We start from the raw sequence: 25651 nt of genomic DNA on the forward strand, positions 1-25651 counted from the left end.
TTTGTAAGTACATGAAAAAAAATACAGTACTTGTCAGAAACATATTACTCCTCTATTTTCTTTCATCAACAGGAAAGTTTAAATTATGAAAAAGGAGGAAACCATAATGTACGCACTTGCAATATGCGGAAGCCCCCGCAAAAACGGCAACACAACGCTTATCCTCAACACTGTCCTTGGCACTCTCAGGGAAAAAGGCTGGGAAACCGAGCTTGAAACTGTAGGCGGCAAAGACATAAAAGGCTGTACAGCCTGCGGAGCCTGTTTCAAAAGGGGGGACGGCACATGCATCATAAATGATGCCTTTAACCCGGTATTCGCTAAAATGCTGAAGGCGGATGCAATAATAATCGGTTCACCCACCTATTTCGCTGATGTAACAGCGGAGACCAAAGCGCTCATAGACCGTTCGGGCTTCGTGGCCATGGCAAACGGAAACGCCCTGAAAGGCAAAATCGGCGCGGGAGTTTCCGCAGTGAGACGCGGCGGCGCAACCCACACGGTTGATACCATAAACCACCTTTTCATGATCTCAAGGATGATAATCCCCGGTTCAACATACTGGAACATGGTTTACGGCCTTCACAAAGGGGATGCGGCAAACGATAAGGAAGGGCTGGCGAACATGACGCACATAGCCGAAGTCATCGACTGGCTGGGCAGAGCCGTAAAGCCGCACATGGACTCTTTCCCTGACGCTGTGACAGAAAAGGAAGGATAGGATTAACTGATTATCCTGTGAGACTGCTGCGTCGCTCCTGCTCCCCGCCGTGACACCATATCACAGCAAAGCAGGGCTTCGCTGCACACTCCGCAGGAGCCTAAGCGTCCCTAAAAGCACTGCTGCCGACGTTATACCCTGAACAGTAGCCTGCTAATTTACTGTTGATTTATTACAATTAATAAACCATTCTTTATCAGGTCAGCGGGAGGTCATTTGATTTGAAAAATCTCCTTGAGCACATACTAAAAGAAACGGAAACCTTTCTCACAAACTGGACTGAACGCATGAAAAGCGCCGGATATCTGGAGCATACCACCGCAAAGCGGGAGGACTGCATCCTCAGCCTGCACGGAATAATCATCCCTGTCCGTACATATATCAATCAGGGGCTTGCTCCGGATTTCACCGCTGTTCTCTCAAACGGGCGCAATGTAGCCGAATTTCTGCTCAAATCAGCACACAGACACTACGAACGAGGAATAGGCGAGGAATCATTCTTCGGCTGCTTCAAAACCCTTCTGCACGCCGTTGAGGATATAATTCTGGAGCAGGATGCCGACCCTGCGGAAAAACTCCTGAACTACATAGAGCTCCGCAGGATTCTTGATGCGATGGAAACCATCACCGTTGCTGACTGGCATTCACGCAATGCAGCCGAAACCGCCACAATTCTCCAGAATAAAAACCGTGAACTCACTCTTCTTAAAAATAAATTTGAGAACATACTGGAATCCGCATCGGATCTGTTCATTACGGTAAACGGCGAAGGGCAGATACTGGAAATGAACGCATCAGCCGGAAAAAGGTTCGGTGAAAGAACCGAAGGGCTAAACGTTCTTGATGTTTTCAGGCCGGGGTGCAGCTTTGCGGAATTTCTTGACCGCTATCCGTTTGATAAAACCCATGAAATCACCACACCGGACGGCAGCTCAATATATTCTCTTGTGATAATACCCCTTAAAAAAGTTTCCCTCGCCTCGGAAGGCTATGTGATTGTTCTCAATGATATAACATACATAGCCGATCAGCGCATGAGGCTTGAACAGGAAGTGACCAAGCGCACACAGGAGCTTGCCGAATCGGAGAAGCTTTTCCGCTCACTCTTCTCCTCCGCCGGTGAGGGGATAATCCTCGCAGACAGCAGCCTGAAAATTGTTCAGGCCAACCTCAAAGCCGCAGAGATATTCGGCCTGCCGGAAAAGGAGATCGAAGGCAAAAGCTGTGTCCGGTTCATTCATCCGGGCAGCATAGATGCCATGCGCTCCGCCATGCTCATGCCCGAAGGGGAGATATGGAACGGCGAGTTCAGCGGGGTGACCGCTCAGGGGGACTCCTTCCCCGCCAGCATAACCCTCAACAGGTTCCGGCTGGACAGCGGAGACTTTTTCCACATAATAATCCGCAACATAACCCGCCAGAAGGCAATGGAGGAGCACCTCAAGGAGGAAAAAACCAAGGCGGAGGAGATGAACGTCACCCTGCGCAACGTGCTCAAAACAATAGACAGAGAGAAGGAAGAGCTGATGCTCGGCATATCCCAGAAGGTGGTGACCAATATAATTCCCTCTGTTCAGAAGCTTGCCGCTGAAACCAGCCCGGAAATAAGAACTATGTACGCCGGAATAATAAGAGATCTCCTTGCGGGGCTGACGGAAGGCACCGGCACACTCAACGCCGCAAACATGGCAAAGCTCACAAAGGCGGAGATACAGATCTGTCAGCTTATTCAGTCCGGCTCTGACAGCAAGGAGATAGCCGAGAGCATGAATATCTCCTTCGACACAGTGCAGACCCACAGAAAAAACATCCGCAGGAAGCTGGGACTCAGCGGCAGGGATGTCAGCCTGTTCACTTATCTTAACAACAGATAAACTCCGCACCATCGGGTATGAACCCATACCCGATAAATACCCTTTTCCCCACATTTATCCCCTATTCCTTAAGGACTAACATACCCTAAACAAAACGAGGGTACGGTTATGGATTCAATTGGACTGATTGAGGCCTTCCGGGATTTTTTTCATTACGGCACAAAAGAAAAAATGCAGGAAGCATACGCCCGCATCACACAGACAGAATGCGGAGCAAACAGCGAAATCAACTGGGATGAAGAGGAGTTCCTGTTCAACAGGCTTTTCATAGGTCCTATGCCGCCGAAGGCTCCTATGGCGGCTTCTGTTTATCTTGACCCGGAAGGGCGCATCAACGGCGAAACCACAGAAAAAGTCAAATCAATATATGCCGCAGCAGGTCTCAGCCTTGCTGCCAAAGGGAAAATGCCGGAAGATCTGCTTCCGGTTGAGCTTGACGCATGCTGCATAATCCGCCGCATCAAAGAGGCTGATGAAAACTTTGCGGAACTATATGAACAACTGACGGCAATGCATATGTATATGTGGGTTCCCGGATTCGTGGAACGCGCTAAGGAGCACGCTGATGAAACCGCGGCAGTTGTGCATGTGCTGAATCTGCTTAACGGGTGGATCAAAAATGAGGTGACATCCATAGTGATGTCAAAGGAGAAAGTATGAAGACTGATTTATTGAAGGAAGCGGCGCTCTGTCCCCTGAGCAGACGTTCGTTTCTCAAGAGTGCGGCAGCGGCGGGTATACTCTCGTCACTCCCGTCGGGCATTCTTCAGGCGGCAGAATGGGAAAGAACGCATTATGAAGGCGGATACGAAACATTCCGCAATGCCTGTCCCAGAAACTGCTATGACACATGCAGCATAAAGTCATACGTCAAAGACGGCGTGCTCAGGTTCGTGGAGGGTGCGCAGGAGTCAACATTCACAGGCGGCGCGCTCTGCGTGAAGGGTTTCAGCTATCCCAGAAGGGTCTACAGCCCGGACAGGATAAAATACCCCATGAAGCAGATAGGCAGAGGCACGGGCAACTGGAAAAGGATAAGCTGGGATGAGGCGCTGACAGAGATCTCAAACAAAATCCTTGAGATAAAAAAGAAGGACGGCTCACTCCTCGGAATGGCTCTGGACAAATACTCCGGCAACTTCGGCATAACCCACTACGGAGTTGAGGGGATGATGAGCTCCCTCGGCTACACCACAAGGTTTGTGGGCACGCCCTGCTGGCCTGCGGGGATAGATGCCCAGAACTTTGACATGGGCAACATGTGGTGCAACGACCCCGAAGATATGGTCAAGGCGAAATATATTATAATCTGGGGCGGCAACCCCGCATGGAACTCCGTACACTCCATGAAGTTTGTCTATGAAGCTCAGGAGAGGGGCGCAAAGGTTGTGGTAATCGACCCCATAATGACCCAGACAGCCGCCAAGGCAGACCTTTACATAAGGGTGAAAACATCCGAAGACGGCTCACTCGCCCTCGGAATGGCAAGGCATATTCTGGATAAAAAGCTTGTTAATAAAGAGTTTGTGGAAAAGCACAGCAAAGGCTTTGAAGAATTTGCCGCATACCTGAAAAAGAATGTGACAGTCGAGTGGGCTGCCAAAAAATCCGGCGTTCCCGCAAAAATAATCAGACAGGTGGCTGAGGAGTTCGCATTAGCAAAACCCGCCACAATCTGGGCGGGCTACGGTCTCCAGCGCCACGCAAACGGCGGGGCGAATGTCCGTGCCATCGACGCAGTCGCCGCTATGACAGGCAACATAGGCGTTGAAGGGGGCGGAGCAAGATACGGCCACCTCCACACATGGGGCTTCAATTATAACGCCATGGTGCAGAAACAGCCGGAAGGCTCAGTGGGTTACCTTGGCAAGGATAAAATTAAGAGCGAGTTTGACAAAACAGAAGGCAAGCAGGCGGCCTATTCTGACAGAACGATAAACATCAACAAGATAGCAGAATCTATCCTCACCACCAACGAACCGCCGGTAAGGCTCCTCTGGGTTGCATGTAAAAACCCGTTTGCGCAGGACTTTGACCGCAATAAACTGAAAAAGGCGTTCGATAAGCTGGAGATGGTGGTAACCGTGGATCAGTTCTTCAACGAGACCGTGGAAAACTCCGACATTGTTCTCCCCTGCACCACTCTCTTTGAGGAATACACCGTGAATGTTTCCTACTGGCATTACTGGATAGGGCTTAATGAGAAAGCAATACCGGAGCAGTACGAGGCTAAGTCCGACCTACAGATAGCCGCCATGCTCTCCAAAAAAATGAATGAGCTTGAAGCCGGTTCCTGCACATTTCCGCAGATAACAGACACCAAAGTCTGGATGGAAAAGGAGTTTAACGACGGAATCCATAAGCTGTTCGGAATCAAAAGCTGGGAAGACCTGAAAAAAGGCCCCCGCAAGGCTCAGCTCCCCTCCAGCGCATCATGGAACGAACTGAAATTCGGCACTCCGTCAGGTAAATACGAGTTCAGCTCTGACCTCGCCGCAGATTACGGACACACCAAACTACCAGAATACAAAGCGCCGAGAAAGGCATACGACAAGTTCCGTGTGCTCACCCCGCATACGCAGTTCGGACTGCACTCGCAGTTCAACAACCTTGACTACATGCGAGACTTCAACCCTGAGCCGTATGTGTACATCAACCCCAAAGCTGCGGCTAAGAAAGGGATAAAAGACGGCGAAACGGTAAAACTCACCAACAAAACAGGCAATGTAACCGTAAAGGCGAGAATCACAGACATAATAGCAGAGGATGTCCTTGTGCTTTATGAGGCATGGTTCGGCGGCAAAACAGACTTCAATGTTCAGGAGCTGGTGGATGATGCCGAAGCGGACATGGGAACATTCAAAACAGGCGCACCGGGCGTTGCCATACACGACCAGTTCGCAGAAATAGCCAAGGCGTAAGGAGAAACGGATATGAAAAAACAGCTCGCATTCCTTGTAAATTCCAAAAAGTGCATCGGCTGCTACTCCTGCGCCATGGCATGTAAAAACCAGTACCATCAGGAAAAAGGCGTGGTATGGAGAAAGCTTCACCCCCTTGGGCAGAAGGATTACCCGCACAGGGACAGAGCCTTTTACTCTCTGGCGTGTAACCACTGTGCAGCACCCGTGTGTGTTGAAGTGTGCCCGGTCGGGGCGCATGTGAAGAGGGAGAAGGACGGTATAGTTGTCCACTCCGCCGACAAATGCGTGTACTGCCGCCAGTGTATAGAAGCCTGTTCATACGGAGCCCCGGCAGACAATACCTCACTGCAGCGCGCAGAAAAATGCAGCATGTGCGTCGAACGCATTGATGCGGGTCTTCTTCCCGCCTGTGTTCAGGGCTGCCCCGCAGGTGCGCTTACTCTGACAGAAATAACAGGTGAGGCTCTGCCGGATTATGTGAAACAGTACCCGGCGGGATTTGAAAAATTTGAGGAGCTGAACCCCTCCACAAGGTTCGTGGAAGCGGTCAGACCCAAACTCGCCCTAAGCGAAAAAGATTTATAATCCCATCTGAACAGCATATCTGAAAGCCGGGTGTGACAACCCGGCTTATCTCTTTTCTGGAGCCGCAGAATGAAAGTATTTCTCATCCTTTTCTTTTCCATAGCCTCCCTCACTCTGTGCGCGGCGGATTTTGAGACAGCGGCGGGGACAGCAGTGAAAACACATGTGAAAATACCGAAGGCAAAGCCCGGAGGAGGCGAATTTTACACAGTGAGCGTAAAACCGGAGGACGGGGTGCACGCATCGGAGGATAACGGCAGCCTCACCCTGAGTTTTGACAGAGCCGGAGAGTACAGTCTGATAATCTCCGTCAACAGAATAACCAAATCAAGCTGCGGCGGTGTGGAAGTCATTGAAATACTTTCAAAAAATATTACCGTAAATGCACGTTAATCCGTAAGCCCGATAGCATGGATAAGAAAAATCTATAATTCTTTTATTGCCCCATTGCTCTGAAAACAAAACAATGCTATATAGATTTTGGAAAATACCATAAGGTAGGACATGCACAGCTATATCACAGGCGAAGCACAGATCCGCGAAGCAGTCAGCCTTCTGAAAGACGCAGGGCTTGACTATGACCCCGCCCACGAAGTTTTTCTGGGCATCTATGAAGACGGCCGCCTCACTGCCGCAGGCGCAAGAGACCATAACATTCTGAAAATGGTCGCTGTGGATGAGGAATATCAGAGCACAGGCGCATTCTCCGAAATAATAAACGCACTCATAACAGACGCTTTTCAGGCCGGTTACGACCACCTTTTCGTATTCACAAAACCCATGTACACACTTCATTTTGAAAGCCTGAACTTCACCAGATTATGCACAACTGATAAGGTTGCAGTTCTCGAATTCGGCAAAAGCATAAAAAATTATCTGGCAAATATGAAAAACCTTGCCCGCCACGGCAGGAACTCAGGCCTTGTTATGAACTGCAACCCCTTCACAAAGGGGCACAGATACCTCATAGAAACAGCCGCCGCTGAATCTGACTTTGTTTACGTTTTCGTGGTGCAGGAGGATAAGTCAGTCGTCCCCTATCAGGACAGACTCGACCTTGTAAGGCGCGGCACTGCGGATCTTAAAAATGTCTACGTCATCCCCTCCGGCGACTATGCGGTAAGCCGCATAACCTTCCCCTCATACTTCCTCAAAAACAAGGAACAGGTCACAAAACAGCAGATAGAAACCGATCTGCGCATTTTCGGACAGCATTTCGCCCCGGCATTTAATATAATAAAAAGATACGTGGGGGAGGAACCTCTGTGTGAGTTCACCTCTCTTTACAATGAGGCTATGAAGCGCATCATGCCCGAATACGGCATTAAGCTGGTGGAAATACAGAGAAAAGCCTCCGGCGAAACCCTCATAAGCGCATCCACAGTGCGCAGGCTGCTCTTTGCCGGAAAAGATGATGAGATGAAAAACCTTGTACCCGAAACAACATATGCATACCTTGTGAAAAACAGGGATATGCTGCGGGCAAGAGCCGAAGAATTCTGCAAAAGCTCAAAATAAAGGACGGTCGAAAATGAAAATAGCCAGAAGAGCGCAGGCAGGGACAATGCAGTCCAGCGACATAATGGTTTTCACTGAGCCGGGGGAAGAACTCGTCATTGAGATTGATTCCACCGTGGCAAAACAGTACGAGCACCTCATCAGGGCGAAGATAACCGAGGTTATCAGCCGCATGGGGATCACGGCGGGAATTTTCCGCATTAAGGACAGAGGGGCTCTGGACTACGCCATAGCCGCACGTGTGGAAGCGGTGATAAACCGTGCAAAGGAGCAGAGTGCATGAGATCCGTCTGGTACAAAGAAGCAAAACTGCTGCGCACCTTCATTATCAAAATCCAGCCGGGCGAGGATCTGGTTGAAAAACTCGCCGCCACTGTGAGGGAGATAGGCATAGACCATGCCGTTGTCACCTCCGCTGTGGGCTCTGTTACGGATGTGAAGTTCAGGGGCATAAAAGCCGGAGCCAAGCTGCCCATAACTGTTCCCAGAATGACCGTGCACCAGATAGAAGGCCCCCTTGAACTGCTGGGGCTGAACGGAAACTTCTTCCCTGACGCATCGGGCAGAACCGACTGCCACCTGCACATACAGATGTCAAAATCATCCGGCGAGGTCATCGGCGGGCACTTATTCTCCGCAAAGGTTTTCGCCTCATGCGAGATAATGATCTCCGAGCTCCACACAGAAGGCATAGAACGCCACTACTCCAAAACAGGCGGAACAGCCACAATATTCATTGAGGAAGAACATGAGTAACGCCGCAGCCTTAAGAAGAACACTGCTTTATGTTCCGGGCAACATGCCGTCCATGCTCCAGAACATCCCCATTTTCAACTGCGACTGTGTTTTCATTGACCTTGAAGACGCTGTGCCCCTCAACGAAAAAGACGCTGCAAGGCTCCTTGTGCGCAGTTTTCTTGAAAATTATAAAGACAGAAACAAAGAGATCTTCTACCGCATAAATCCTCTGGACACGGAATGGGGTTATGACGACCTCAGAACGGTTCTCCCAGCCCTGCCGGACGGTGTGCGCCTGCCGAAGGCGGACACGCCTGAGATTGTGGAAAGGCTCGACACCTTCCTCACCGAGTGCGAGGAGAACTTCGGCATAGAGCTTGGAACTTTCAAAATTATCCCCTCCATCGAAAGCGCGCAGGGTGTAATCAACTGCATAAAAATAGCCAAATGCTCCTCAAGGGTCATAGCCCTCGCCTTCGGCGCGGAGGACTACACAGCGAGTATGGGCATAGAAAGAAGCAAAACAGGCGAGGAGCTCTTCCACGCCAGAACACGTGTTGTCTGGGCTGCGAAGGCGGCAGGCATTCAGGCCATAGACACCATTTTCCCCGATGTGAACGATGAGGAAAGCTTCGAGAAGGAAGTCCGCCTCAGCAAGAAACTGGGCTTCACGGGGAAATCCCTCGTCAACCCCCGTCAGATAGATATAGTGCACAAGGTTTTCGCCCCCACAAAAGAGGAGATAGACTTCGCCCTTGAGGTGATAGACGCAATCCTCAAGGCAAGGGAGATGGGAACAGGCGTTATCTCGCTCAAAGGAAAAATGATAGACGCACCCATAGTGAAGCGTTCATCAAACGTGCTGAAGACCGCCGCGTCTTTGGGTCTTATAGACTATGAAATTTCAGACGAGGTGATCTATGGCACTAAATAGTCTCGGCAGATTTGTCCCGGAGGTTTTCAACGGGATAAAACGCACCCCCTACAACTCCGCTGCCCTGCTCACCCCGCAGGGGTGTGAGTTCGCCCGTCCCGTTAAGATAGTCCGCCCCGGAGAAAAGAAACTTCTGGGCAGTCTGCGTGAGGCTATAATCGCCTCCGGCCTTAAGGACGGAATGACAATAGCAACCCACCACCACCTGAGAAACGGGGACAGCATCCTCAATCAGGTGGTGAAAGAGATAGATGCCCTCGGCATACGCAATATAACAATCGCCTCAAGCTCGGTGCACCCTGTGCATGCGGAGATTATCCCCTACATAAAAAAAGGGGTGATAACAAGCCTTGAGTGCGGCGTGAACGGCCCTGTGGGCGAAGCCGCCTCCAGAGGTGAGCTGGAATGCCCCATAATAGTGCGCAGCCACGGCGGGCGCGCCAGATCCATGATGACCGGAGAGGTTGTTGTGGATGTGGCTTTTGTAGGCGCACCCTGCTGCGATGAATACGGCAATATGAACGGCTATTCCGGCCCGTCCGCCTGCGGCAGCCTCGGTTATTCCCATGTTGACGCGCGCTATGCGAAAACTGTCATCGCCGTGACGGACAACCTCGTCCCTTACCCCGTATGTCCGGTGAGCATACCCCAGACATGCGTTGACTTCGTGGTGCAGGTTGAAACACTGGGCGACCCCAAGAAGATTGTCTCCACCACAACAAGGGTAACCAAAGACCCCATAGGGCTCATGATAGCAAAATACGCGGCCGAGGTGATCAGAGCTTCCGGTCTGCTTAAAAACGGCTTCTCCTTCCAGACCGGTGCAGGGGGAACATCCCTCGCCGTTGCGGACAATGTGCGCCGCATGATGCTTGAGGAGAAGATAAAAGGTTCCTTCGGCTCCGGCGGAATCACGGGATATTTCGTGGATATGCTTGAGGAAGGACTGTTTGAGACCCTGCTTGATGTTCAGTGCTTTGACCTTAAAGCCGTGGAATCGATCAGCAGAAACATGTGCCATCAGGAGATAAGCGCAGACACCTACGCAAACCCGTTCAACTGCGGAGCAGTGGTGAACAGGCTGGATGCGGTTATCCTCGGCGCTACGGAAGTGGATGTCGACTTCAACGTAAACGTGAACACTGAGTCAAACGGCTATCTCCTCCACAACACGGGCGGGCACACAGACACTGCGGCGGGCGCAAAGCTTGCCATAATCGTTGCCCCCTCCATAAGAGGCCGCCTGCCCATCATCCTTGATAAGGTGACAACAGTCACCACCCCCGGTGAGAACATAGACGTGATAGTCACCGAACGGGGCATAGCGGTAAACAGCAAGCATGAAGACCTCAAAAAGGAACTGATAAAAGCGAAGATGCCTGTTAAGGATATAAACGACCTCCGCAGGGAGATAACCCAGATAACAGGCGTGCCCCGCCCTGTGGAATTTACTGATGACATAATCGCCCTTGTGGAATACAGAGACGGAAGCATAATTGACACGGTCAGAAGAGTTAAGGAATAAACTGCTCGCAGCCCGCGATGCCAGATGGGGCCTGATTGCCGAGCTTGACTGCGGCGACGGCTCCCTGATTGTCATCTCCTCCAACATGCCGGGGGAGGACAAAACTAAAGCGGACGGGCTGGTTTCATGGGCTGAGAATGAGCTGAGAAAACTCACAGGCGCAGAAACCGTAAGAACAGTTCAGGATGCGGCAGGCAGAGCGGTTTTTATGAAAACCTCCCTTAACCCCTCTGAAATGAAAAAGGCAGGGGTGGCTATTGAGGAGCTTCACCCCTTCTGCCGTCTTCTGGACATAGACATATACAGCGGAACAAAGGCATTCGGGCGGGCGGAAGCAGGCATGGGCAGAAGAAAATGCCTCATTTGCGGCGAAAATGCCGCCGACTGCATCAGAACGGAGAAACACACCCATGCAGAAGCTGTCAGCGCCGCTGAAAAACTCCTCAGCGGCTTTCATAACAAAAATTTCTGACTGCCTCACTCTGGGCGCAAAGGCGGAGCTTGACCTCTCCCCCAAGCCCGGCCTTGTGGACAGGTCTGACAGCGGCTCCCATGAGGATCTCTCCTATGCGGGCATGCTCCTCTCAGTCTCTCTTCTTCCCCGCTATTATCATGAACTTGCCCAAGCCGCCCTGAGCGGTGCGGATGTTGCCGAACTGCGCTCTGCCGGACTTGCGGCGGAGAAACGAATGTATGAGATCTGCGGAAGCAACGCCCATAAGGGCTATATTTTCCTCAGCGGCCTTGTGCTGCTCGCCTCGCTCAGAGGGGATGACCTCCGCAGGGAGATAAAAGAAATATCAGAAGGGTTCTTCACATCCGCCCTGCCGGAATCCAACGGCGAAACCGCACGGAGGAAATACGGCACAGGCGGCATAACAGGCGAATGTCTGAACGGTCTGCCGTCCGTATTTGACAGTGCCCTCCCCGCTATGGAAAAAGAATACGCAGGAAGCGGATGCACCGAACGGACAAGGTTTGCAGGGCTCGCCGCCCTTATGCGGACGGTGGAAGACACCACAGCTATGCACAGATGCGGCCGGGAAGGACTCGAAATCATCAGAAGTGACGGGCATATGCTTCTGGAACTCCTTAAATCGGACTCCCACATCCCGTGGCTGGCAGAAAGAAACGAATACTACAAATCAATAAGACTCACAATGGGCGGCGCAGCCGACCTTCTTGCAATCAGCTGCGCGCTTATGCTTTTTAACGGCTCTGTTTCAGAGTTCCGGTGAGCTTTTTAAGCAGCCCGAAGGTGTCCCTGCCCGTTGCCGCAAGCCAGTAGTTCCCCTTGCCGTCCAGAAAATAGTAGTTGTCCATTCCCATCCCTGTAACGTAGGCTACATCAAAACCATCGGTCTTCATTCTCATAAGGTTCCTGAACGCCTGACTGGCGGGCATTTTATCATCCATCAGCTTAAAAAGGCTCTTAGCCTCATCCTTTGTTTTTGAGAAGGAAGCCCAGATAATCACAGGGTCGTTCCCGCATTTGTATTCAGCAACATATGAGCTTTCAAACTCTATCTCCTTTCCGTGCAGACGGGAGATCTCCTTCGCGGAATCCTTTCCGGTTTTAACCGAGACTGTCTCACAGCCGGGAAGTGCGGGCGCTGCGGCAAATGCCCCTGTTGTGATAAACATGAAAACCGCTGCCAAAATAACACTTAATCTCATCCTGTTCCTCCTTGTTTAATCTATGTACGGCGTAAACGTGAAAAGTTCACAAACCCTGTTATAAACCTGCTCTCATAACCTATTAATCTTGTAAAATAATGAAAATCCCATTTGATTTAACACCTTTTAAGTGTAGAATTAAAGCAGTACTTTCTTTTCATAAGAGGTGGAAAAATGAAAAAAACACTTTTAGCATCCGCATTTATCGTAACAACTTTTGTAATTGCATTTGCAGCGTCCGACGGAGCGGCTCTTTACAATAAGTGTAAAGCGTGTCACGGGGCAGACGGCTCCAAAGTTCCCGCAGGGGCTAAGGCTGCGATAAAGGGGCAGAGTGCCGCCGACCTTGAGAAAAAGCTCGCCGGTTATAAAGACGGCTCCTTCGGCGGGGAAAAGAAAGCCATTATGCAGCGAACGGCCTCAGCGCTCTCTCCCGAAGATATGAAAGCCCTCGCGGACTATATATCCAAACTCTGATAGCTCCGCATGAAAAAGCTTTTAATTGCATTAGCAGTATTTACGCTCTGCCTCCCTCTCTGGGGGGCGGAGCACGGTCACGGAAAGGACGGGGAAAAAGCTGAGGAACATGTCCACAAGGAGCCTGCTCCTGAGCCTCAGGGCGATGTGGGCGTAACCGAAAAACTAGGCGAAACAATAGCGCTGGACATTCCGTTTACGGATTCCGAAGGCAGAACAGTTACCATGCGGGAGCTGATCGACAAGCCGACTATCATTGCGCCTGTTTACTTCAACTGTCCGAATGTCTGCAACTTTCTGCAGTCTAACCTTTCTTCCATTATTCCGCAGATAAAGATGGAGGCGGGAAAAAGCTATCAGGTTATTTCATTCAGCTTTGATGAAAACGATACCCCGGAAATTGCCGCAGATAAGAAGCGCAACTACATGAAAGCGGCAGACGGAAAAATTGCCCCGGAAGGCTGGATTTTCCTCACAGGAACACACGAAAACATAAAAGCATTCCTTGACTCGGCGGGATACAGATTCAAAAGGGTTGATAATGACTTCGCCCACCCTGTGGCTGTATTTGCCGTTTCGAAGTCAGGCAAAATAATACGCTATCTTTACGGAACAAAAATACTCCCCTTTGAGCTCACAATGGCAGCAGTTGAGGCGGAAAACGAAAAACCCGGCCTCTCTGTTAAAAAAATAGTCTCCTTCTGCTTCAGCTATGATCAGGAAGGAAAAAAATATGTCTTTGATATAATGAAGGTTTCCGGTGTGGTTATTATCCTCACCCTCGCCGCCTTCGCCGCCTTCCTTGTTTTCGGCGGCAAAAAGAAAAAAAAGTAAAAGGAACTCGGAGGGAAAATACATGAACAGTAGTACAAATACTTTGCCGAGTTTTTTTGAAGACTCAGGCAGCCACAGAAAAGGAATCCTCAGCTGGCTCTTAACCACGGATCATAAGCGCATCGGGCTCATGTATCTGTACATGGTTCTGGGAATGTTCATTGTCGGCGTGTGCCTTGGTCTGCTCATAAGGCTTGAACTAATAGCACCGGGCAAGGATATAATGACTGCCCAGACATACAACGCTGTTTTCACCCTCCACGGGGTGATCATGATATTCATAGTGGTGATACCCAGCATCCCCGCCGCCATAGGGAACCTTGTGCTCCCCATCCAGCTCGGAGCGGAGGATGTTGCTTTCCCCCGGCTTAACCTGTTTTCATGGTGGCTGTATCTCATCGGAACAGTTGCCGCTCTCTTCTCTCTCTTCACAGGGGGCGGAGCGCCGGATACCGGATGGACATTCTACGTGCCGTTCAGCGAGTTCACCACCACAAACGTAAACGTGGCGGTGCTGGCGGTCTTTATTTTGGGCTTTTCCTCCATCCTCACAGGGATAAACTTCATCACCACAATCCACCGCATGCGCGCACCCGGCCTCACATGGACAAAGATCCCCCTTTTCACATGGTCACTTTACGCCACAGGGTGGATTCAGGTTCTCGCCACCCCGATTCTGGGAATAACGGTTCTGCTTATCTTTGTGGAAAGGGTGCTCGGTGTCGGCCTGTTTGACCCCAACAAAGGGGGCGACCCGATCCTTTACCAGCACCTTTTCTGGATATATTCACATCCGGCGGTGTATATCATGATCCTCCCCGCTATGGGAGTGGTGAGCGATATTATCCCCGTTTTCGCCCGCAAGAGCATCTTCGGCTACAAGGCGATAGCGGTCTCAAGCCTTATGATAGCCTTCGCAGGCTCGCTGGTCTGGGCGCACCATATGTTTACCTCCGGCATGAGTGATACGGCGGTGCTGATATTCTCACTGCTCACATTCATAGTCGCCATACCGTCAGCCATCAAGGTTTTCAACTGGGTGGCAACGCTATATAAAGGCTCCATAGTGATAGAACCTCCGCTGGTTTACGCACTGGGTTTCATATTCCTGTTCTCCATAGGAGGCCTCACAGGGCTTGTGCTCGGCTCCGCAGGGACAGATGTTCACGTGCATGACACCTACTTTGTCGTGAGCCACTTCCATTATGTAATCTTCGGCGGAACAGGCTTCGGTTTATTTGCCGCCCTGCACTTCTGGCTGCCCAAGTTCTACGGCAGAATGTACAATAAAAACATTGCCAACTGGGCATTCGGCATCCTCTTTGTCGGGTTCAACACTCTGTACCTCCCACTTTTCGTCATAGGGCTTCAGGGCATGCCCAGAAGATACTACGACTATCTGCCGCAGTATCAGACGGGGCATTTTATCTCCACCGTCGGCTCGTGGATACTGGCAGTGGGTATTGTGCTTATGTTCGTTAACCTCTACAGAGGAATAAGAAGCGGCGAAAAAGTCGGCCGTAACCCATGGGGTGCTGCAACCCTCGAATGGCAGGTTCCCTCGCCTCCCCCTCTGCTCAACTTTGACAAGGAGCCGGATACATCAGGCAAACCCTACAGCTATAAGGGGGTAGCAAGAGATGAGTAATACCCACGTTCATAAAGACTACCACGGCGCAAAGCTCGGCATGTGGCTCTTCCTTTTTACGGAAGTGCTGCTCTTCGGCGGGCTTTTTGTCCTTTACGCGGTTTTCCTCTCCAAGTACCCGCAGGAGTTTCATGACGGCGGGAAAGAGCTTGATGTGGTAATCGGCACTCTGAACACCGTTGTTCTGCTTGTGTCCAGCTATTTTGTGGCTCTTGCCATCTCCTTCATACAGCGAGGGGATAAAAAGAAGGCCATACTCTTCACATGGCTCACAATGGCTATGGCGCTCATGTTCCTTGTGAACAAGTTCTTTGAATGGAAAGCAAAATTCAGCCACGGAATATACCCCACCTCCCCGCATCTGGCGGAACTGCCCCACGGGGAGAACATATTCTTCGGGCTGTACTACATCATGACCGGGCTCCACGGAATACACGTAGTCATAGGCATGACAGTGCTTGGTTTCATGGTGAACTTCCTCAAAAGGGACATCATCAACAGGGAAGATTTTGTTAAGCTGGAGAACGCCGGGCTTTACTGGCACATAGTGGATCTGGTGTGGATATTCCTCTTCCCGCTGTTTTATCTGGTTCTGTAGAAGGAGGTCTGATATGTCGGAACATAACGGTCACATTCTCAGCGTAAAGCTGCTCACAGCGGTTCTGGCTGTGCTTCTTCTGCTCACTTTTATCACAGTGGCAGCCACAAGGGTGGATTTCGGCTATTTTAAAGTTGTGGTGGCGCTTGCGCTGGCGACTGCGAAATCGCTGTTTGTAATTCTGTTTTTCATGCACCTGAAATACGAGGACAGATTCATAAAAATCATTGTATTCATGTGCTTTTTAATTCTCGCCATCTTCATAGGAATGACCTTCCTTGACGTGGCATACAGGTAAGGGGCGGTTCTATGGAAAATAATCTCGTTGATGCCGTAAACAAGGTTGATCAGGCTTTTCTGTTCATCTTCGGCGTGTCATTCGCAATACTGTTTCTCATAACCGCCGTTACAATATGGTTCCTCTTCCGCTACAGCAAAAAGAGAAACCCCGTTCCCAGCGACATAGAAGGGAACGTCATAGCCGAAACCCTGTGGACGGTTATACCCACTATTCTGGTTTTCGCCATGTTCTGGTTCGGCTGGACAGGCTACAAGGCGCTGAGAGAGGCTCCCGCCGATTCAATGATCGTCAAGGTCGAGGCGCGCATGTGGTCATGGAAGTTTATCTATGAGGACGGCCGCACAAGCGACAAGCTCTATGTGCCGGAAAACACGCCCGTTAAGCTTGATATGACCTCTGTGGACGTTATCCACAGCTTTTATGTGCCAGCATTCAGAATCAAGATGGACACTGTTCCCGGAATGCAGACCTATGCATGGTTCAACAGCGGCGAGGCCTCACAGTATGACATTCTCTGCGCTGAATACTGCGGAACAAGGCATGCGTACATGCTTTCCAAGGTTGTTGTTGTTCCTAAAGAGGAATTCATAAAGTGGGTCGAAACAGGCGAAGCGGATTCTGAAAAGCCCGGCGGACTCCTTGTTCTCGAAAAACACGGATGCCTTGACTGCCACTCGATGGACGGAAGTGAGATTGTCGGTCCCAGTTTCAGGGATATGTACGGACGCAATGTGACTGTCCTTGAAAACGGCAGGGAACTGACTGTCAAAACCGACAGAGAGTACCTTAAAAAAGCCATAAAAGACCCGGCAGCCCAGATTGTGAAAGGCTATGAAGACATGATGCCCCCGGCGGATGAAATGACCGCTGAGGAGCTTGAAACCGTCATAGAGTTCTTCGAAGGCGGCATGGTCATGGAAAAGAAAGGGGCTAAGGGCGCTAAAATTGCCGAAAATGAAGGCTGCCTCGGCTGCCACTCAACCGACGGCAGCGAGATAGTCGGCCCCAGCTTTAAGAACATGATAGACAGAAAGCTCACCGCTGAGCATATGGGCAAAAAGGTCGAAGTAACCGCAGACATAAGATATATCATTGACTCAATTAAGAATCCGGATGATTATGTCGTGGACGGCTACGACGGCGGCATGATGCCCTCATATGACCTCAGCGATGAGGATATGAAGGCGCTCATCGAATTTTTCAGCACACTGAAGGATGAATGAACACCGATTATCTGAAACTTATAAGAATTAAAGTTACTGTTCTGGTAGGCCTTTCCGCATTTGCGGGGGCCTGCCTTTTTTCTCCTCGTCTCAGCGAAAACCACCTCTACGGTGTTCTCGCGGCAGTTCTGCTCGCTGCGGGCTGCTCCGCACTTAATCAGTGGCAGGAACGCAGAGAGGACGCGCTCATGGAGCGCACACAAGACCGCCCTCTCCCCTCCGGCAGAATGAAACCGGAGGAAGCGCTGATGTTCGCCACGATCATCCTTGCTGTGGCGTTTACGCTCATTCTCCGAATGAAGAATATCCCTCTCTTCGCCTCAGGCGCCGCCGCGGTTTTTGTATATAACTTTCTGTACACCCCGATGAAGAAACAGACCCCGTTCGCTCTTATGACAGGCTCCGTCTCCGGCGCTCTGCCGCCCTTAATCGGCTTTTTTGCCGCAGGGGGCAGCCCTTTTGACATGCGGATATTTGTTGTGGCGGGCATACTCTACATCTGGCAGACACCGCATTTTGCGCTTTTATCCTTCAAATACGCCGAGGATTACGCAAAGGCGGGCTTCAAAACTCTCACGGGGACATTCGGGGAACTGAAAACACGGAAATTCATAAATGTATGGATGTCCGGTTACGCGACATCCCTCTTTTTTGCTATTCCCGCGGGGATTTATCTGAACAAACCTGTTTACTTCATCCACGCCGCTTTCGCCGCAGCCACCTATATTCTCTTTTTAAGGTTCCGGGCAGATACTGATAAGGCATTTATGATACTGAACATATCAATTGCTTCATTTTTTCTGCTGCTCATAGCGGACAGGATGATTTCGCTTATCTGAAACTTTCGGGGTCTATGGAGTATTTCTTGAGGAGTTCGTACAGATCCGCCCTGTAGACATCTGCCATCCGTGAAGCCTTGCTGACATTCCCTTTGCTTATTTCCATAAGCTCTCTGGCGTAGCGCTGCTCAAACTCCCTTTTGGCTTCCTTGTAGCTTTGCAGCGCAGTTGTGTCTGAGGAAAGACGCACAGCATCCGCGCTGATCTCCGTGCCTGTGGTAAGGACAACCGCACTCTCCACTGTGTTTTCCAGTTCCCTCACATTCCCCGGCCAGTCATATGTCATCAGCTTCTCAAACGCCTGAGGTGACAGGTGCTCCGCCTTGCGGCCGTATCTGCCCGAATACATTTTGATAAAATGCCCGGCAAGAAGGGGAATATCCTCCCTGCGCTCACGCAGCGGGGGTATGCGGAGGTGTATTACATGTATGCGGTAGAAGAGGTCCTCTCTGAATGTCCCCTTCTTTATCTCCTCGGTGAGGTCTTTGTTGGAGGCGGAAACCAGCCTTATATCAAGCTTGATCTTCTTTTCGCTCCCCAGAGGGTAAACCTCCCTGTTTTCAAGCACACGGAGCAGCTTTGCCTGCATGGAAAGGGGCATCTCCGATACCTCGTCCATAAACAGTGTGCCCTCCTGCGCCTGCTCAAAGAAACCCTTTTTTCTGCGGTTCGCCCCGGTGAACGCTCCCTTCTCATAGCCGAAAAGCTCACTTTCTATAAGGCTTTCGGGGATGGCGGACGAGTTTATGGCGATAAAAGGCCTGTCTTTGCGCGCGCTGCTCAGGTGCAGCATCTTCGCCACAAGCTCCTTGCCTGTGCCAGATTCCCCCTGAATATACACACTGGCATCACTGCCAGCGGCGAGGAGGATCTGCTCATTGAGTCTGCGGATTTTTTCGCTTCGGCCGATGATGTTTCCGGCTATAAGCGTTTCACGGAGCATGCTCCGCAGGCGGAGGTTTTCACGGGATAGATTGTTCTTCTCAACCGCTTTCTCCACCTGAATCACAAGCTCCCTGTGGTCAAAGGGTTTTGTCAGGTAGCCGAATGCGCCGCGGCGCATGGCTTCCACTGCTTCATCTATTGTTCCGTATGCTGTGAGAAAAATTACCGGAAGCTCGGAATCCGCCTTTTTTATATTCTCAAATATTTCAAGCCCGGTCTCACCTTCCAGCTTCATGTCCAGCACAGCCGCATCAAACACCTCTTTTTCCAGAAGCCTGAGCGCCGCATCACCGCAGTCCGCCGTGGAAACCTCAAAGCCGGAGCTTTTGAGCCTCAGTCTTATTATTTCAAGCAGGTTGGGGTCATCGTCAACAGCCAGAACCCTATTCACGCCCGCCTTCCCTGCTCTGCTTGATTTTCAGGTCTATCTCCTTGATCGCCTCCAGCCTCGCCTTCATCTCATCAAGCTCATGCCTCAGCCTTCTTTCCTGAGCAAGCAGCCTTCCGTTCTCCCTGCGGAGCTCGGAGTTAATATGCTGGTACTCCTCAGCAGTCTCTTTCAGAGAGCTGTTTTCCATCTCCCTTTCGGTAATATTGTCGCTCAGTTCATGCAGCCGGATATTGAGATTTTCCGCCTCAGCAGCGGATCGGGCATACTTTCCCATCAGCCCCGCCACCACTGATGCCTGCACTGTGTACGGGCTCTCAGGAAAAAGGTTTGTGAGAGTGTCTGCATAAACCTTCACATCCTCAGCGCTGAAATACGGACTTCCGGGATCTGAAACCACCAGAACCCGCATAAATAGTTTTTCATCTTCCTTTATATCTTCCGCTCTGTCGAGCATAGTCATAACTCCCTCATAATCACCGAGTTTCAAGAAAAGCATGCAGCTTTCTCCTACATTCTCCTTTGCTGCGGGCGAGCAGCCGAGCAGTGAAAAAATCAGAAAGAGAGCGGCAGAGTGAAAAGAAATTCGCTTCCTTTCCCCGGTCTGCTGTTTGCCCATATTTCTCCTCCATGGCGGGAAATTATCTTTTTGGTGATGGCAAGCCCCAGCCCGGTTCCCTTGACATCGCCCTGCTGATTGCGCCCTCTTCTGTAGCGCTCAAATATGTGCGGGAGATCCGCCTCAGCTATTCCTCTTCCGTTATCCTTGACAGATACCAGAAGCAGGCGTTCATCCGTTTTTTTCACGCTGATATTTATTTCCCCGCTTTCCGCAGTATATTTCAGTGCATTGCCTATGAGGTTTTCCGCCGCACGGCCTATCATTTCAGCATCTGCGTAAACATCCGGCAGATCGTCCGGTATATCCAGTGTCACATTAATTTTTTTACCGGAAGCTATGGGTGCGGTCTTTCTGGCAATATCCCTCAGTATCAGGCCGACTTTGCAGCGCTGCATCTCATAGGGGACATCGTTTATATCAAGCCTTGAGATCTCAATAATGCCGTTCACGGAGGCTATGAGGCGCTCTGATTCAGTATCTATTATCTCAAGGAGCCTGCGTGAGCTTTCCGGGTCACTCTCAAACGCGCCCTCCCTGAGCATCTGCGCTGCTTCCTTAATGGATGAAAGCGGTGTTTTGAGCTCATGGGAAACATTGCTGACAAACTCCTCCTTCTGCTCTCTGCTCTCCTTAAGCCTTGCTATCATTATATTAAAGTCAGATGCGAGCCTCTCTATCTCATACGGAGCCTTGAGGGAGAACCTGTCGGGGAATCTGCCAGCTGCGACCTCATTGGTCTTTTCGCCGAGTCTTTGCAGCGGGCGCGCTATGGTGCGGGTATTAAAGAAGGCAACGGCAGCCGCGCCTAGAATACAGACAGCCATAAACAGAACCGACCTGTGCAGAACCCTCTCCACCATGCGGCTGGAGCGCTCAAGCTTACTGCGCCATTCGGAATCGGCAGTGTCTTTAAGCAGTTTTATCTGCTGGGTAAGTTTGGAGGAAATATCCTCAATTTCCCTGTTTGTTCCGGCGTAATCACGTTCCCTGCCGCTTATCTGCGCCGCGGACATTTCGGCAAATGCGGTGTAGAGTTCGTTAACCCTGTCATAAATATCTGATTTTGATTTACCCATAACAGTTTCGGCAAGGTGAGCGTTAACCTCGTCCGCCTCGCTTTTAAAACCGCTGAATCTGTCGAAGAAGTCTTTATCTGCCGTAACCTGATATTTCAGCCTGAACTCGTTCATTCTCAGCACAGATGCGGAAAGCTTATCCGCCGCTGCCATAACAGGAAGGTGAACGGCAGTAACCTCATGAAGAATCCTGTGAATCTGTTCGGTTTTATGAAATACGTAGATTATGAAATAAGAAATAAGCACCAGAAGGATGAGGTTTGTCAGGGCGAGCCTGCCGAATATGCCTGTCAGCTTCATGCCTTAATCTACCACAGTGTAAATGGACTCACAACAGGCAATTTAATTCTTCTGTTCTCATAATTATTTGCAGGTAAACGACTTTATCTGTTTAAGCTTATGTATGGTTTTCCATACGCCGCAAATTGCCGTTAATACAGAACACACAGAAATATATGAAGGATAATCCATACACTTCATATGTTTGCTGAAAAAGACATTAATACAATTAACGCTTTAATATCAAACATATATACAGCCTGATGGTAATTGGCACATATCCTGCTTTATATAATGCAACTAACTTATTCGGAGGAAGAAATGAAAAAACTTATCACTGTACTTGTACTCGGCATGATGGTTGTAACAAGCGTAGCTGCTTTCGCAGGCGACAAAGAAGAAACAAAACCCGCTGACAACCAGACTCAGACTGAAATGAAATAACTTTCAGAAACTTTCGGGGAAGCCTCCGGGCTTTCCCTTCATCATCATCCCGCAACCCGCACTCCTGTATGTAAGGGGAGTGACCCGAAGAAAGGGGGCAGACAGCAAATCTGCCCTCTTTTTTTTATAGTATGAATCCGTGCGCTCTTTATTACTGTATGAATCCGTGCATCCTGCCGGATTCATACACACGCTCGCGCCGTGATAAACACGGCTTCGCTCCGCACGGCGCGCTCCCATCCATGGGAGCGTACTTTCCCCGCATCTCGTTTCTGCGCTCTGTTTTACTGTATGAATCCGTGCATCCTGCCGGATTCATACACACGCTCGCGCCGCAGTAAAAGAAGCAATGGAAAATAGAAAGAAAACTCCCTCCTTTCGCAAAAGGAGGGTTGGGGAGGATTTCCCGGATTATTCAGCACTCCGAAGAGGTGAAGAATCCCTGAACTGATACTGAAAAAGCCCTCTGAAATTATTTCAGAGGGCTTTTATACAGATTTCATAAAATTGAAGTTAAGGTCATATCAATAAAAGAACAATCTGCTGACCAATTAAAAAAGGTTTGTCTTATCCCCATAGCCTGCGCCGTGGTAGTGGCAGTTTGTGCAGTTGGAGTCATAGCCGCTGGGGTGTACAACCTCCTGAAGTCCGTTGCCGGTTACTGCTCCGTCAGGGCTCATGTGGCAGAGGGCGCAGAGCTCAGTGAAGTTATTTCCCTGAACGCTCACAGGTGCGTTGAACGCATCAGAATCAGCGTCTTCCGCACTGTCGCCGGACTGGGTTATCAGGTATGAGTTGTCGGATGTATGCACATCATGGCAATGTGTGCAGCCAACTTCCATCGCTGATGTATAGGAAGCGCCGGGGCGGAACTGGCCGAATGTCTGTCCGAGGCCGTCCTTTACTCCGTGAATATCAGCAGTGAAGGTTTGCCCGGCTATGCCTCTGAATGTGTCGAATATATTTGTGAAATCACCGTCAAAAGCCAGTGAAGGCGGTGTAATGCCGAAGGCTCCGTTTCCGTCATGGCAGTTCAGGCAGAATTCCGTTTTTGTGCTGTATGCCGCCGCACCCTGTCTGAAATCTCTGGTGAGGCTGATTTTCCCATTCATATCAGTGTATTCGTGGCATATCACACAATCTGAGTTTCCTATTTTGCCGTCACTGTCAAGGTCGTGCATAGTTGTGTGCCCCCCGAAAAGACCGGCAGAGGCAACTATGGACGGGTTGGAGTGGCAGAGAGTACACTGGTAGCTTTCCGCTGTAACATCTTTTATTCCGTTTGTTCCGTGGCAGTAGAGGCATGCGCCTATGTCACCCGCACCGACTTTTTTGAAGCTGGCAGGGAGCGCAGGGTTGTATTTGTGTATTTCATCAAGCTGCTTTGCAGGGTGGCAGAGGGAACAGTCCTTCCTTTCCCATCCGCTGTGGCTTTTGGAATCCACAAGCTGAGGTATCCCTATGGCATTTTTCTGGGCGGCAGAATTGCTGGAACTGTTGCTGCCGCAGGCTGAGGCTGAGGCCAGAATCATTAAAGAAACAATGCAGTAAATAAAAACTCTCACGGATTCACCCCGTTTTACTGTTATAGGTTTTGTCATTTTCAGTTAGTCCTGTGGCAGTCGATGCAGAAAGATGCCTTATGGCAGCTGTCGCAGGATGCCGGATCCATCATAGCCTCAACAGAGTGCCTGAGTTTAAATGCCCTGGGGTGTCTGTAACTTTCGGCAGAATATTGTTTGCTGTGGCAGCTTTCGCAGTACCAGTCGGAGTGGCAGCTTTCGCAGCTTTTCTTATCCAGAGCAGCGGGCACGGCATGCATCTGCGTCCACTGTGTGAGGTGGTCTTCCGGCTTCATGGTTTTCAGGTTGTCATGGCACACATAGCAGTTTTGCGGAGCGGAGACGACCTTGGTTATCTCCTCCTTGTGGCATGTGTGGCATGTGTTGTCTATCTTGAGCTCTGCGCCGATTTTGAAATCGCTTCCTTTATTGATAAAAGTTTCTATATCGGGCAGCTTGTGGCAGTAGAAGCAGTCCTTTTTCTGTTCAAACAGAATGTTTACGTGCTGCTCATGGTTGAACTTCACATAAGGGGACTGGTAGTAAAACTTCGTACAGCCGAACAGAAGAACCGGCAGAACCAGTAAAAACCATGTCAATCGCTTATTCATCTATTTTCCTCAGTATATTTATATTACTTGTCAGAAGCTGTAAGTAGCTTTCACACCGTACCTGTTTTCGGGCAGGTAGCGGGTTTCCCTGTTGTTCTCAGCGTAAACACCCAGAGTGAGGTCTTTTATAACGTCATACTCCAGTTCGCCGTATATGGAGTAGATAGACTCTTCCTTATCCATACCGACTGTTCCGTTTTTGATTTCAGAACGCCCCACATACTCCGCCTCAAAGGAGAATCTCAGTTCCCTGAGTATGCTCCAGTCAAGGGAGAAGCTTACGCCGTTTGCCTCTGAATCGCTGCCGTCATACAGGTACACCTCAATATTTGAGGTGAGGCCGTGGCTTTTGAAGTGGTTCACATTCGCGCCGAATTTATAGATGTCTCCCGTGACCCATTCGCCGAAATTGTTCAGGAGAACAACGTGAGTGGTTCCCTGATAAACGGTGTAGTGGTCGGTCAGGGCGTATTCCACAGTGTATGAATACCTGTCCTCCTTGCCGGAGGAGAAGTTAGATATAATAAGATTTCTATGTCTTTCTGCGCCGTCTTCAACTCTGATTCTCGTTGCGTCCGCTATGAGGCCGAGCTTTTTATGGCGGGCATAAACCCTTGCCATACCCCTGTAAATATCGTTATCTTCCATGTCGTAGTCGATCTTGCCGTCAAGAGAAAGGAAAACCGTTTTGTCCCTGAGAGATACAAATCTCCTGCCGAGGCCGATTCCCGCAAGCTCCTGAATGGTTCTGTCGCCGTCCTCCTCCTTGGAGTAGGAAACATAGCCTGAGTAGTTTTTAACACCGTTGAGGAATATGCGTCCCCCGTAGAGCCTGTCACCAGTATCACGCAAAGTTTCATCAATATTGATTTTTCTGTCATCTGTATTGAAAAGCTGTGGTTTACCCCCGAAAGCCGTCACTCCGAAGCTCCAGTCTGTTCTGACTGTTGCTTCCGCACCGTCAAGGGTGAGAAATCTGTTTCCCATGAAGGAAAATCTGCCGAGCTTGATTTCAAGAGCCCTTTCAAAGCTGGTGAACTCAAGATAGGCCGAGTAGATGTCCGTGAAGCTTTCCCCCTCCTCCTCGGAATATGTTCCGTGGAAATTAAAACCGAGGTAAGGATTGATAAGCTTAACATTATCAAGTATCAGCGTATTTTCCCATGTTCCTTCCGTCTTCCCCCCTTTTTCCTCGGAGCTTTCATAAGAAGTAGAGAAAGAGCCTTCAATGCCGAATGAGTGTGCACTCTGCACTGCTCCCGCTAAAAGAACAAAAATTAAAAATCCCCTTAAAAGTTTCACTCTGTT

The 25651-nt window shown here is 50.1% G+C and carries 28 protein-coding genes; 21 read left to right on the forward strand and 7 right to left on the reverse strand.

Features of this window, described 5'->3' with window-relative positions; genetic code table 11:
• Window positions 1–106 precede the first annotated feature (106 nt).
• The 13 genes from OSQ85_RS06980 to OSQ85_RS07040 all read left to right on the forward strand — a co-directional run bounded on the left by OSQ85_RS06980 (window position 107) and on the right by OSQ85_RS07040 (window position 12057).
• Window positions 107–721, forward strand: coding sequence for a flavodoxin family protein (locus tag OSQ85_RS06980; RefSeq protein ID WP_265822129.1), 615 nt, complete (start codon window positions 107–109; stop codon window positions 719–721).
• Between the two features lie 221 nt (window positions 722–942).
• Complete coding sequence (locus OSQ85_RS06985; protein ID WP_265822130.1) at window positions 943–2595, forward strand: PAS domain S-box protein; 1653 nt, start codon at window positions 943–945, stop codon at window positions 2593–2595.
• A gap of 108 nt (window positions 2596–2703) precedes the next feature.
• Window positions 2704–3255: a TorD/DmsD family molecular chaperone gene (locus OSQ85_RS06990; protein WP_265822131.1), complete on the forward strand. Its 552-nt coding sequence runs from the start codon at window positions 2704–2706 to the stop codon at window positions 3253–3255.
• Complete coding sequence (locus OSQ85_RS06995) at window positions 3252–5516, forward strand: molybdopterin-dependent oxidoreductase (RefSeq protein WP_265822132.1); 2265 nt, start codon at window positions 3252–3254, stop codon at window positions 5514–5516. Before OSQ85_RS06990 ends, OSQ85_RS06995 begins: the two co-directional genes overlap by 4 nt.
• 12 nt (window positions 5517–5528) lie before the next feature.
• Window positions 5529–6104: a 4Fe-4S dicluster domain-containing protein gene (locus tag OSQ85_RS07000; RefSeq protein ID WP_265822133.1), complete on the forward strand. Its 576-nt coding sequence runs from the start codon at window positions 5529–5531 to the stop codon at window positions 6102–6104.
• A gap of 69 nt (window positions 6105–6173) precedes the next feature.
• The gene (locus tag OSQ85_RS07005) at window positions 6174–6497 is read left to right on the forward strand and encodes a hypothetical protein (RefSeq protein ID WP_265822134.1); all 324 of its coding nucleotides are present in this window, start codon (window positions 6174–6176) and stop codon (window positions 6495–6497) included.
• Window positions 6498–6608: 111 nt separating this feature from the next.
• Complete coding sequence (gene citC / locus OSQ85_RS07010; RefSeq protein ID WP_265822135.1) at window positions 6609–7622, forward strand: [citrate (pro-3S)-lyase] ligase; 1014 nt, start codon at window positions 6609–6611, stop codon at window positions 7620–7622.
• Between the two features lie 13 nt (window positions 7623–7635).
• Complete coding sequence (gene citD, locus OSQ85_RS07015) at window positions 7636–7905, forward strand: citrate lyase acyl carrier protein (protein ID WP_265822136.1); 270 nt, start codon at window positions 7636–7638, stop codon at window positions 7903–7905.
• Entirely contained in the window at window positions 7902–8378 is a 477-nt protein-coding gene (locus OSQ85_RS07020) for a PPC domain-containing DNA-binding protein (protein WP_265822137.1), read from the forward strand. The genes citD and OSQ85_RS07020 overlap by 4 nt, the downstream gene beginning before the upstream one ends.
• Complete coding sequence (locus OSQ85_RS07025; protein ID WP_265822138.1) at window positions 8371–9294, forward strand: HpcH/HpaI aldolase/citrate lyase family protein; 924 nt, start codon at window positions 8371–8373, stop codon at window positions 9292–9294. The genes OSQ85_RS07020 and OSQ85_RS07025 overlap by 8 nt, the downstream gene beginning before the upstream one ends.
• Entirely contained in the window at window positions 9281–10819 is a 1539-nt protein-coding gene (citF, locus tag OSQ85_RS07030) for a citrate lyase subunit alpha (protein WP_265822139.1), read from the forward strand. The genes OSQ85_RS07025 and citF overlap by 14 nt, the downstream gene beginning before the upstream one ends.
• Window positions 10791–11291: a citrate lyase holo-[acyl-carrier protein] synthase gene (locus tag OSQ85_RS07035; RefSeq protein WP_265822140.1), complete on the forward strand. Its 501-nt coding sequence runs from the start codon at window positions 10791–10793 to the stop codon at window positions 11289–11291. Before citF ends, OSQ85_RS07035 begins: the two co-directional genes overlap by 29 nt.
• Window positions 11230–12057 carry a triphosphoribosyl-dephospho-CoA synthase gene (locus OSQ85_RS07040; protein WP_265822141.1) on the forward strand — a complete coding sequence of 276 codons (828 nt, stop codon included), beginning with the start codon at window positions 11230–11232 and terminating at the stop codon, window positions 12055–12057. Before OSQ85_RS07035 ends, OSQ85_RS07040 begins: the two co-directional genes overlap by 62 nt.
• Here OSQ85_RS07040 and OSQ85_RS07045 read toward each other — a convergent pair.
• Complete coding sequence (locus OSQ85_RS07045) at window positions 12029–12496, reverse strand: hypothetical protein (RefSeq protein WP_265822142.1); 468 nt, start codon at window positions 12494–12496, stop codon at window positions 12029–12031. The two genes, OSQ85_RS07040 and OSQ85_RS07045, sit on opposite strands and share 29 nt — an antisense overlap.
• Window positions 12497–12670: 174 nt before the next feature.
• Between OSQ85_RS07045 and OSQ85_RS07050 the strand changes: the two genes are divergently transcribed.
• Genes OSQ85_RS07050 through OSQ85_RS07080 form a run of 7 tightly spaced genes read left to right on the forward strand, consistent with a single transcriptional unit; the run spans window position 12671 to window position 18416 of the window.
• Window positions 12671–12973: a c-type cytochrome gene (locus OSQ85_RS07050; protein WP_265822143.1), complete on the forward strand. Its 303-nt coding sequence runs from the start codon at window positions 12671–12673 to the stop codon at window positions 12971–12973.
• Between the two features lie 9 nt (window positions 12974–12982).
• Window positions 12983–13807 (forward strand): SCO family protein, encoded by an 825-nt coding sequence (locus OSQ85_RS07055; RefSeq protein ID WP_265822144.1) that lies wholly within the window; start codon window positions 12983–12985, stop codon window positions 13805–13807.
• Window positions 13808–13829: 22 nt separating this feature from the next.
• On the forward strand, window positions 13830–15455 hold the full coding sequence (ctaD, locus tag OSQ85_RS07060; protein ID WP_265822145.1) for a cytochrome c oxidase subunit I: 1626 nt from the start codon (window positions 13830–13832) through the stop codon (window positions 15453–15455).
• Window positions 15448–16053 (forward strand): cytochrome c oxidase subunit 3 family protein, encoded by a 606-nt coding sequence (locus OSQ85_RS07065; protein ID WP_265822146.1) that lies wholly within the window; start codon window positions 15448–15450, stop codon window positions 16051–16053. The genes ctaD and OSQ85_RS07065 overlap by 8 nt, the downstream gene beginning before the upstream one ends.
• 13 nt (window positions 16054–16066) lie before the next feature.
• A complete protein-coding gene (locus OSQ85_RS07070; RefSeq protein ID WP_265822147.1) occupies window positions 16067–16351 on the forward strand; it encodes a cytochrome C oxidase subunit IV family protein in 285 nt (94 codons plus the stop codon).
• An 11-nt stretch (window positions 16352–16362) separates the two neighbouring features.
• Complete coding sequence (coxB, locus tag OSQ85_RS07075; RefSeq protein WP_265822148.1) at window positions 16363–17577, forward strand: cytochrome c oxidase subunit II; 1215 nt, start codon at window positions 16363–16365, stop codon at window positions 17575–17577.
• A complete protein-coding gene (locus OSQ85_RS07080; protein WP_265822149.1) occupies window positions 17574–18416 on the forward strand; it encodes a protoheme IX farnesyltransferase in 843 nt (280 codons plus the stop codon). The genes coxB and OSQ85_RS07080 overlap by 4 nt, the downstream gene beginning before the upstream one ends.
• Here OSQ85_RS07080 and OSQ85_RS07085 read toward each other — a convergent pair.
• The 3 genes from OSQ85_RS07085 to OSQ85_RS07095 are packed head-to-tail and all read right to left on the reverse strand — an operon-like array spanning window position 18409 to window position 21747.
• Window positions 18409–19752 (reverse strand): sigma-54-dependent transcriptional regulator, encoded by a 1344-nt coding sequence (locus OSQ85_RS07085; protein WP_265822150.1) that lies wholly within the window; start codon window positions 19750–19752, stop codon window positions 18409–18411. The genes OSQ85_RS07080 and OSQ85_RS07085 overlap by 8 nt on opposite strands.
• The gene (locus OSQ85_RS07090; protein ID WP_265822151.1) at window positions 19745–20248 is read right to left on the reverse strand and encodes a hypothetical protein; all 504 of its coding nucleotides are present in this window, start codon (window positions 20246–20248) and stop codon (window positions 19745–19747) included. The genes OSQ85_RS07085 and OSQ85_RS07090 overlap by 8 nt, the downstream gene beginning before the upstream one ends.
• Before the next feature lie 56 nt (window positions 20249–20304).
• On the reverse strand, window positions 20305–21747 hold the full coding sequence (locus OSQ85_RS07095) for a HAMP domain-containing sensor histidine kinase (protein ID WP_265822152.1): 1443 nt from the start codon (window positions 21745–21747) through the stop codon (window positions 20305–20307).
• Window positions 21748–22047: 300 nt separating this feature from the next.
• Between OSQ85_RS07095 and OSQ85_RS07100 the strand changes: the two genes are divergently transcribed.
• A complete protein-coding gene (locus OSQ85_RS07100) occupies window positions 22048–22170 on the forward strand; it encodes a hypothetical protein (RefSeq protein WP_265822153.1) in 123 nt (40 codons plus the stop codon).
• A 551-nt stretch (window positions 22171–22721) separates the two neighbouring features.
• Here OSQ85_RS07100 and OSQ85_RS07105 read toward each other — a convergent pair.
• Genes OSQ85_RS07105 through OSQ85_RS07115 form a run of 3 tightly spaced genes read right to left on the reverse strand, consistent with a single transcriptional unit; the run spans window position 22722 to window position 25645 of the window.
• Window positions 22722–23735: a cytochrome c3 family protein gene (locus OSQ85_RS07105; RefSeq protein WP_265822154.1), complete on the reverse strand. Its 1014-nt coding sequence runs from the start codon at window positions 23733–23735 to the stop codon at window positions 22722–22724.
• Between the two features lie 38 nt (window positions 23736–23773).
• Entirely contained in the window at window positions 23774–24343 is a 570-nt protein-coding gene (locus OSQ85_RS07110) for a cytochrome c3 family protein (RefSeq protein ID WP_265822155.1), read from the reverse strand.
• Window positions 24344–24373: 30 nt separating this feature from the next.
• Complete coding sequence (locus tag OSQ85_RS07115) at window positions 24374–25645, reverse strand: hypothetical protein (RefSeq protein WP_265822156.1); 1272 nt, start codon at window positions 25643–25645, stop codon at window positions 24374–24376.
• Between the last annotated feature and the right edge of the window lie 6 nt (window positions 25646–25651).

This window comes from Geovibrio ferrireducens (assembly GCF_026226615.1).
GTDB lineage: Bacteria > Chrysiogenota > Deferribacteres > Deferribacterales > Geovibrionaceae > Geovibrio > Geovibrio ferrireducens.

Bases quoted from the DNA above. Each gene is read 5' to 3' on its own strand.
- OSQ85_RS07095 (WP_265822152.1), bottom strand. From the start codon at position 21,747: ATGAAGCTGACAGGCATATTCGGCAGGCTCGCCCTGACAAACCTCATC.
- OSQ85_RS07005 (WP_265822134.1), top strand. From the start codon at position 6,174: ATGAAAGTATTTCTCATCCTTTTCTTTTCCATAGCCTCCCTCACTCTG.
- OSQ85_RS07020 (WP_265822137.1), top strand. From the start codon at position 7,902: ATGAGATCCGTCTGGTACAAAGAAGCAAAACTGCTGCGCACCTTCATT.
- OSQ85_RS07040 (WP_265822141.1), top strand. From the start codon at position 11,230: ATGCAGAAGCTGTCAGCGCCGCTGAAAAACTCCTCAGCGGCTTTCATA.
- OSQ85_RS07070 (WP_265822147.1), top strand. From the start codon at position 16,067: ATGTCGGAACATAACGGTCACATTCTCAGCGTAAAGCTGCTCACAGCG.
- OSQ85_RS07045 (WP_265822142.1), bottom strand. From the start codon at position 12,496: ATGAGATTAAGTGTTATTTTGGCAGCGGTTTTCATGTTTATCACAACA.
- OSQ85_RS07065 (WP_265822146.1), top strand. From the start codon at position 15,448: ATGAGTAATACCCACGTTCATAAAGACTACCACGGCGCAAAGCTCGGC.
- OSQ85_RS06995 (WP_265822132.1), top strand. From the start codon at position 3,252: ATGAAGACTGATTTATTGAAGGAAGCGGCGCTCTGTCCCCTGAGCAGA.
- OSQ85_RS07100 (WP_265822153.1), top strand. From the start codon at position 22,048: ATGAAAAAACTTATCACTGTACTTGTACTCGGCATGATGGTTGTAACA.
- OSQ85_RS07080 (WP_265822149.1), top strand. From the start codon at position 17,574: ATGAACACCGATTATCTGAAACTTATAAGAATTAAAGTTACTGTTCTG.
- OSQ85_RS07000 (WP_265822133.1), top strand. From the start codon at position 5,529: ATGAAAAAACAGCTCGCATTCCTTGTAAATTCCAAAAAGTGCATCGGC.
- OSQ85_RS06990 (WP_265822131.1), top strand. From the start codon at position 2,704: ATGGATTCAATTGGACTGATTGAGGCCTTCCGGGATTTTTTTCATTAC.
- OSQ85_RS06980 (WP_265822129.1), top strand. From the start codon at position 107: ATGTACGCACTTGCAATATGCGGAAGCCCCCGCAAAAACGGCAACACA.
- OSQ85_RS07090 (WP_265822151.1), bottom strand. From the start codon at position 20,248: ATGCTTTTCTTGAAACTCGGTGATTATGAGGGAGTTATGACTATGCTC.
- OSQ85_RS07110 (WP_265822155.1), bottom strand. From the start codon at position 24,343: ATGAATAAGCGATTGACATGGTTTTTACTGGTTCTGCCGGTTCTTCTG.
- coxB (WP_265822148.1), top strand. From the start codon at position 16,363: ATGGAAAATAATCTCGTTGATGCCGTAAACAAGGTTGATCAGGCTTTT.
- OSQ85_RS07050 (WP_265822143.1), top strand. From the start codon at position 12,671: ATGAAAAAAACACTTTTAGCATCCGCATTTATCGTAACAACTTTTGTA.
- OSQ85_RS07025 (WP_265822138.1), top strand. From the start codon at position 8,371: ATGAGTAACGCCGCAGCCTTAAGAAGAACACTGCTTTATGTTCCGGGC.
- ctaD (WP_265822145.1), top strand. From the start codon at position 13,830: ATGAACAGTAGTACAAATACTTTGCCGAGTTTTTTTGAAGACTCAGGC.
- citD (WP_265822136.1), top strand. From the start codon at position 7,636: ATGAAAATAGCCAGAAGAGCGCAGGCAGGGACAATGCAGTCCAGCGAC.
- OSQ85_RS07055 (WP_265822144.1), top strand. From the start codon at position 12,983: ATGAAAAAGCTTTTAATTGCATTAGCAGTATTTACGCTCTGCCTCCCT.
- citC (WP_265822135.1), top strand. From the start codon at position 6,609: ATGCACAGCTATATCACAGGCGAAGCACAGATCCGCGAAGCAGTCAGC.
- citF (WP_265822139.1), top strand. From the start codon at position 9,281: ATGGCACTAAATAGTCTCGGCAGATTTGTCCCGGAGGTTTTCAACGGG.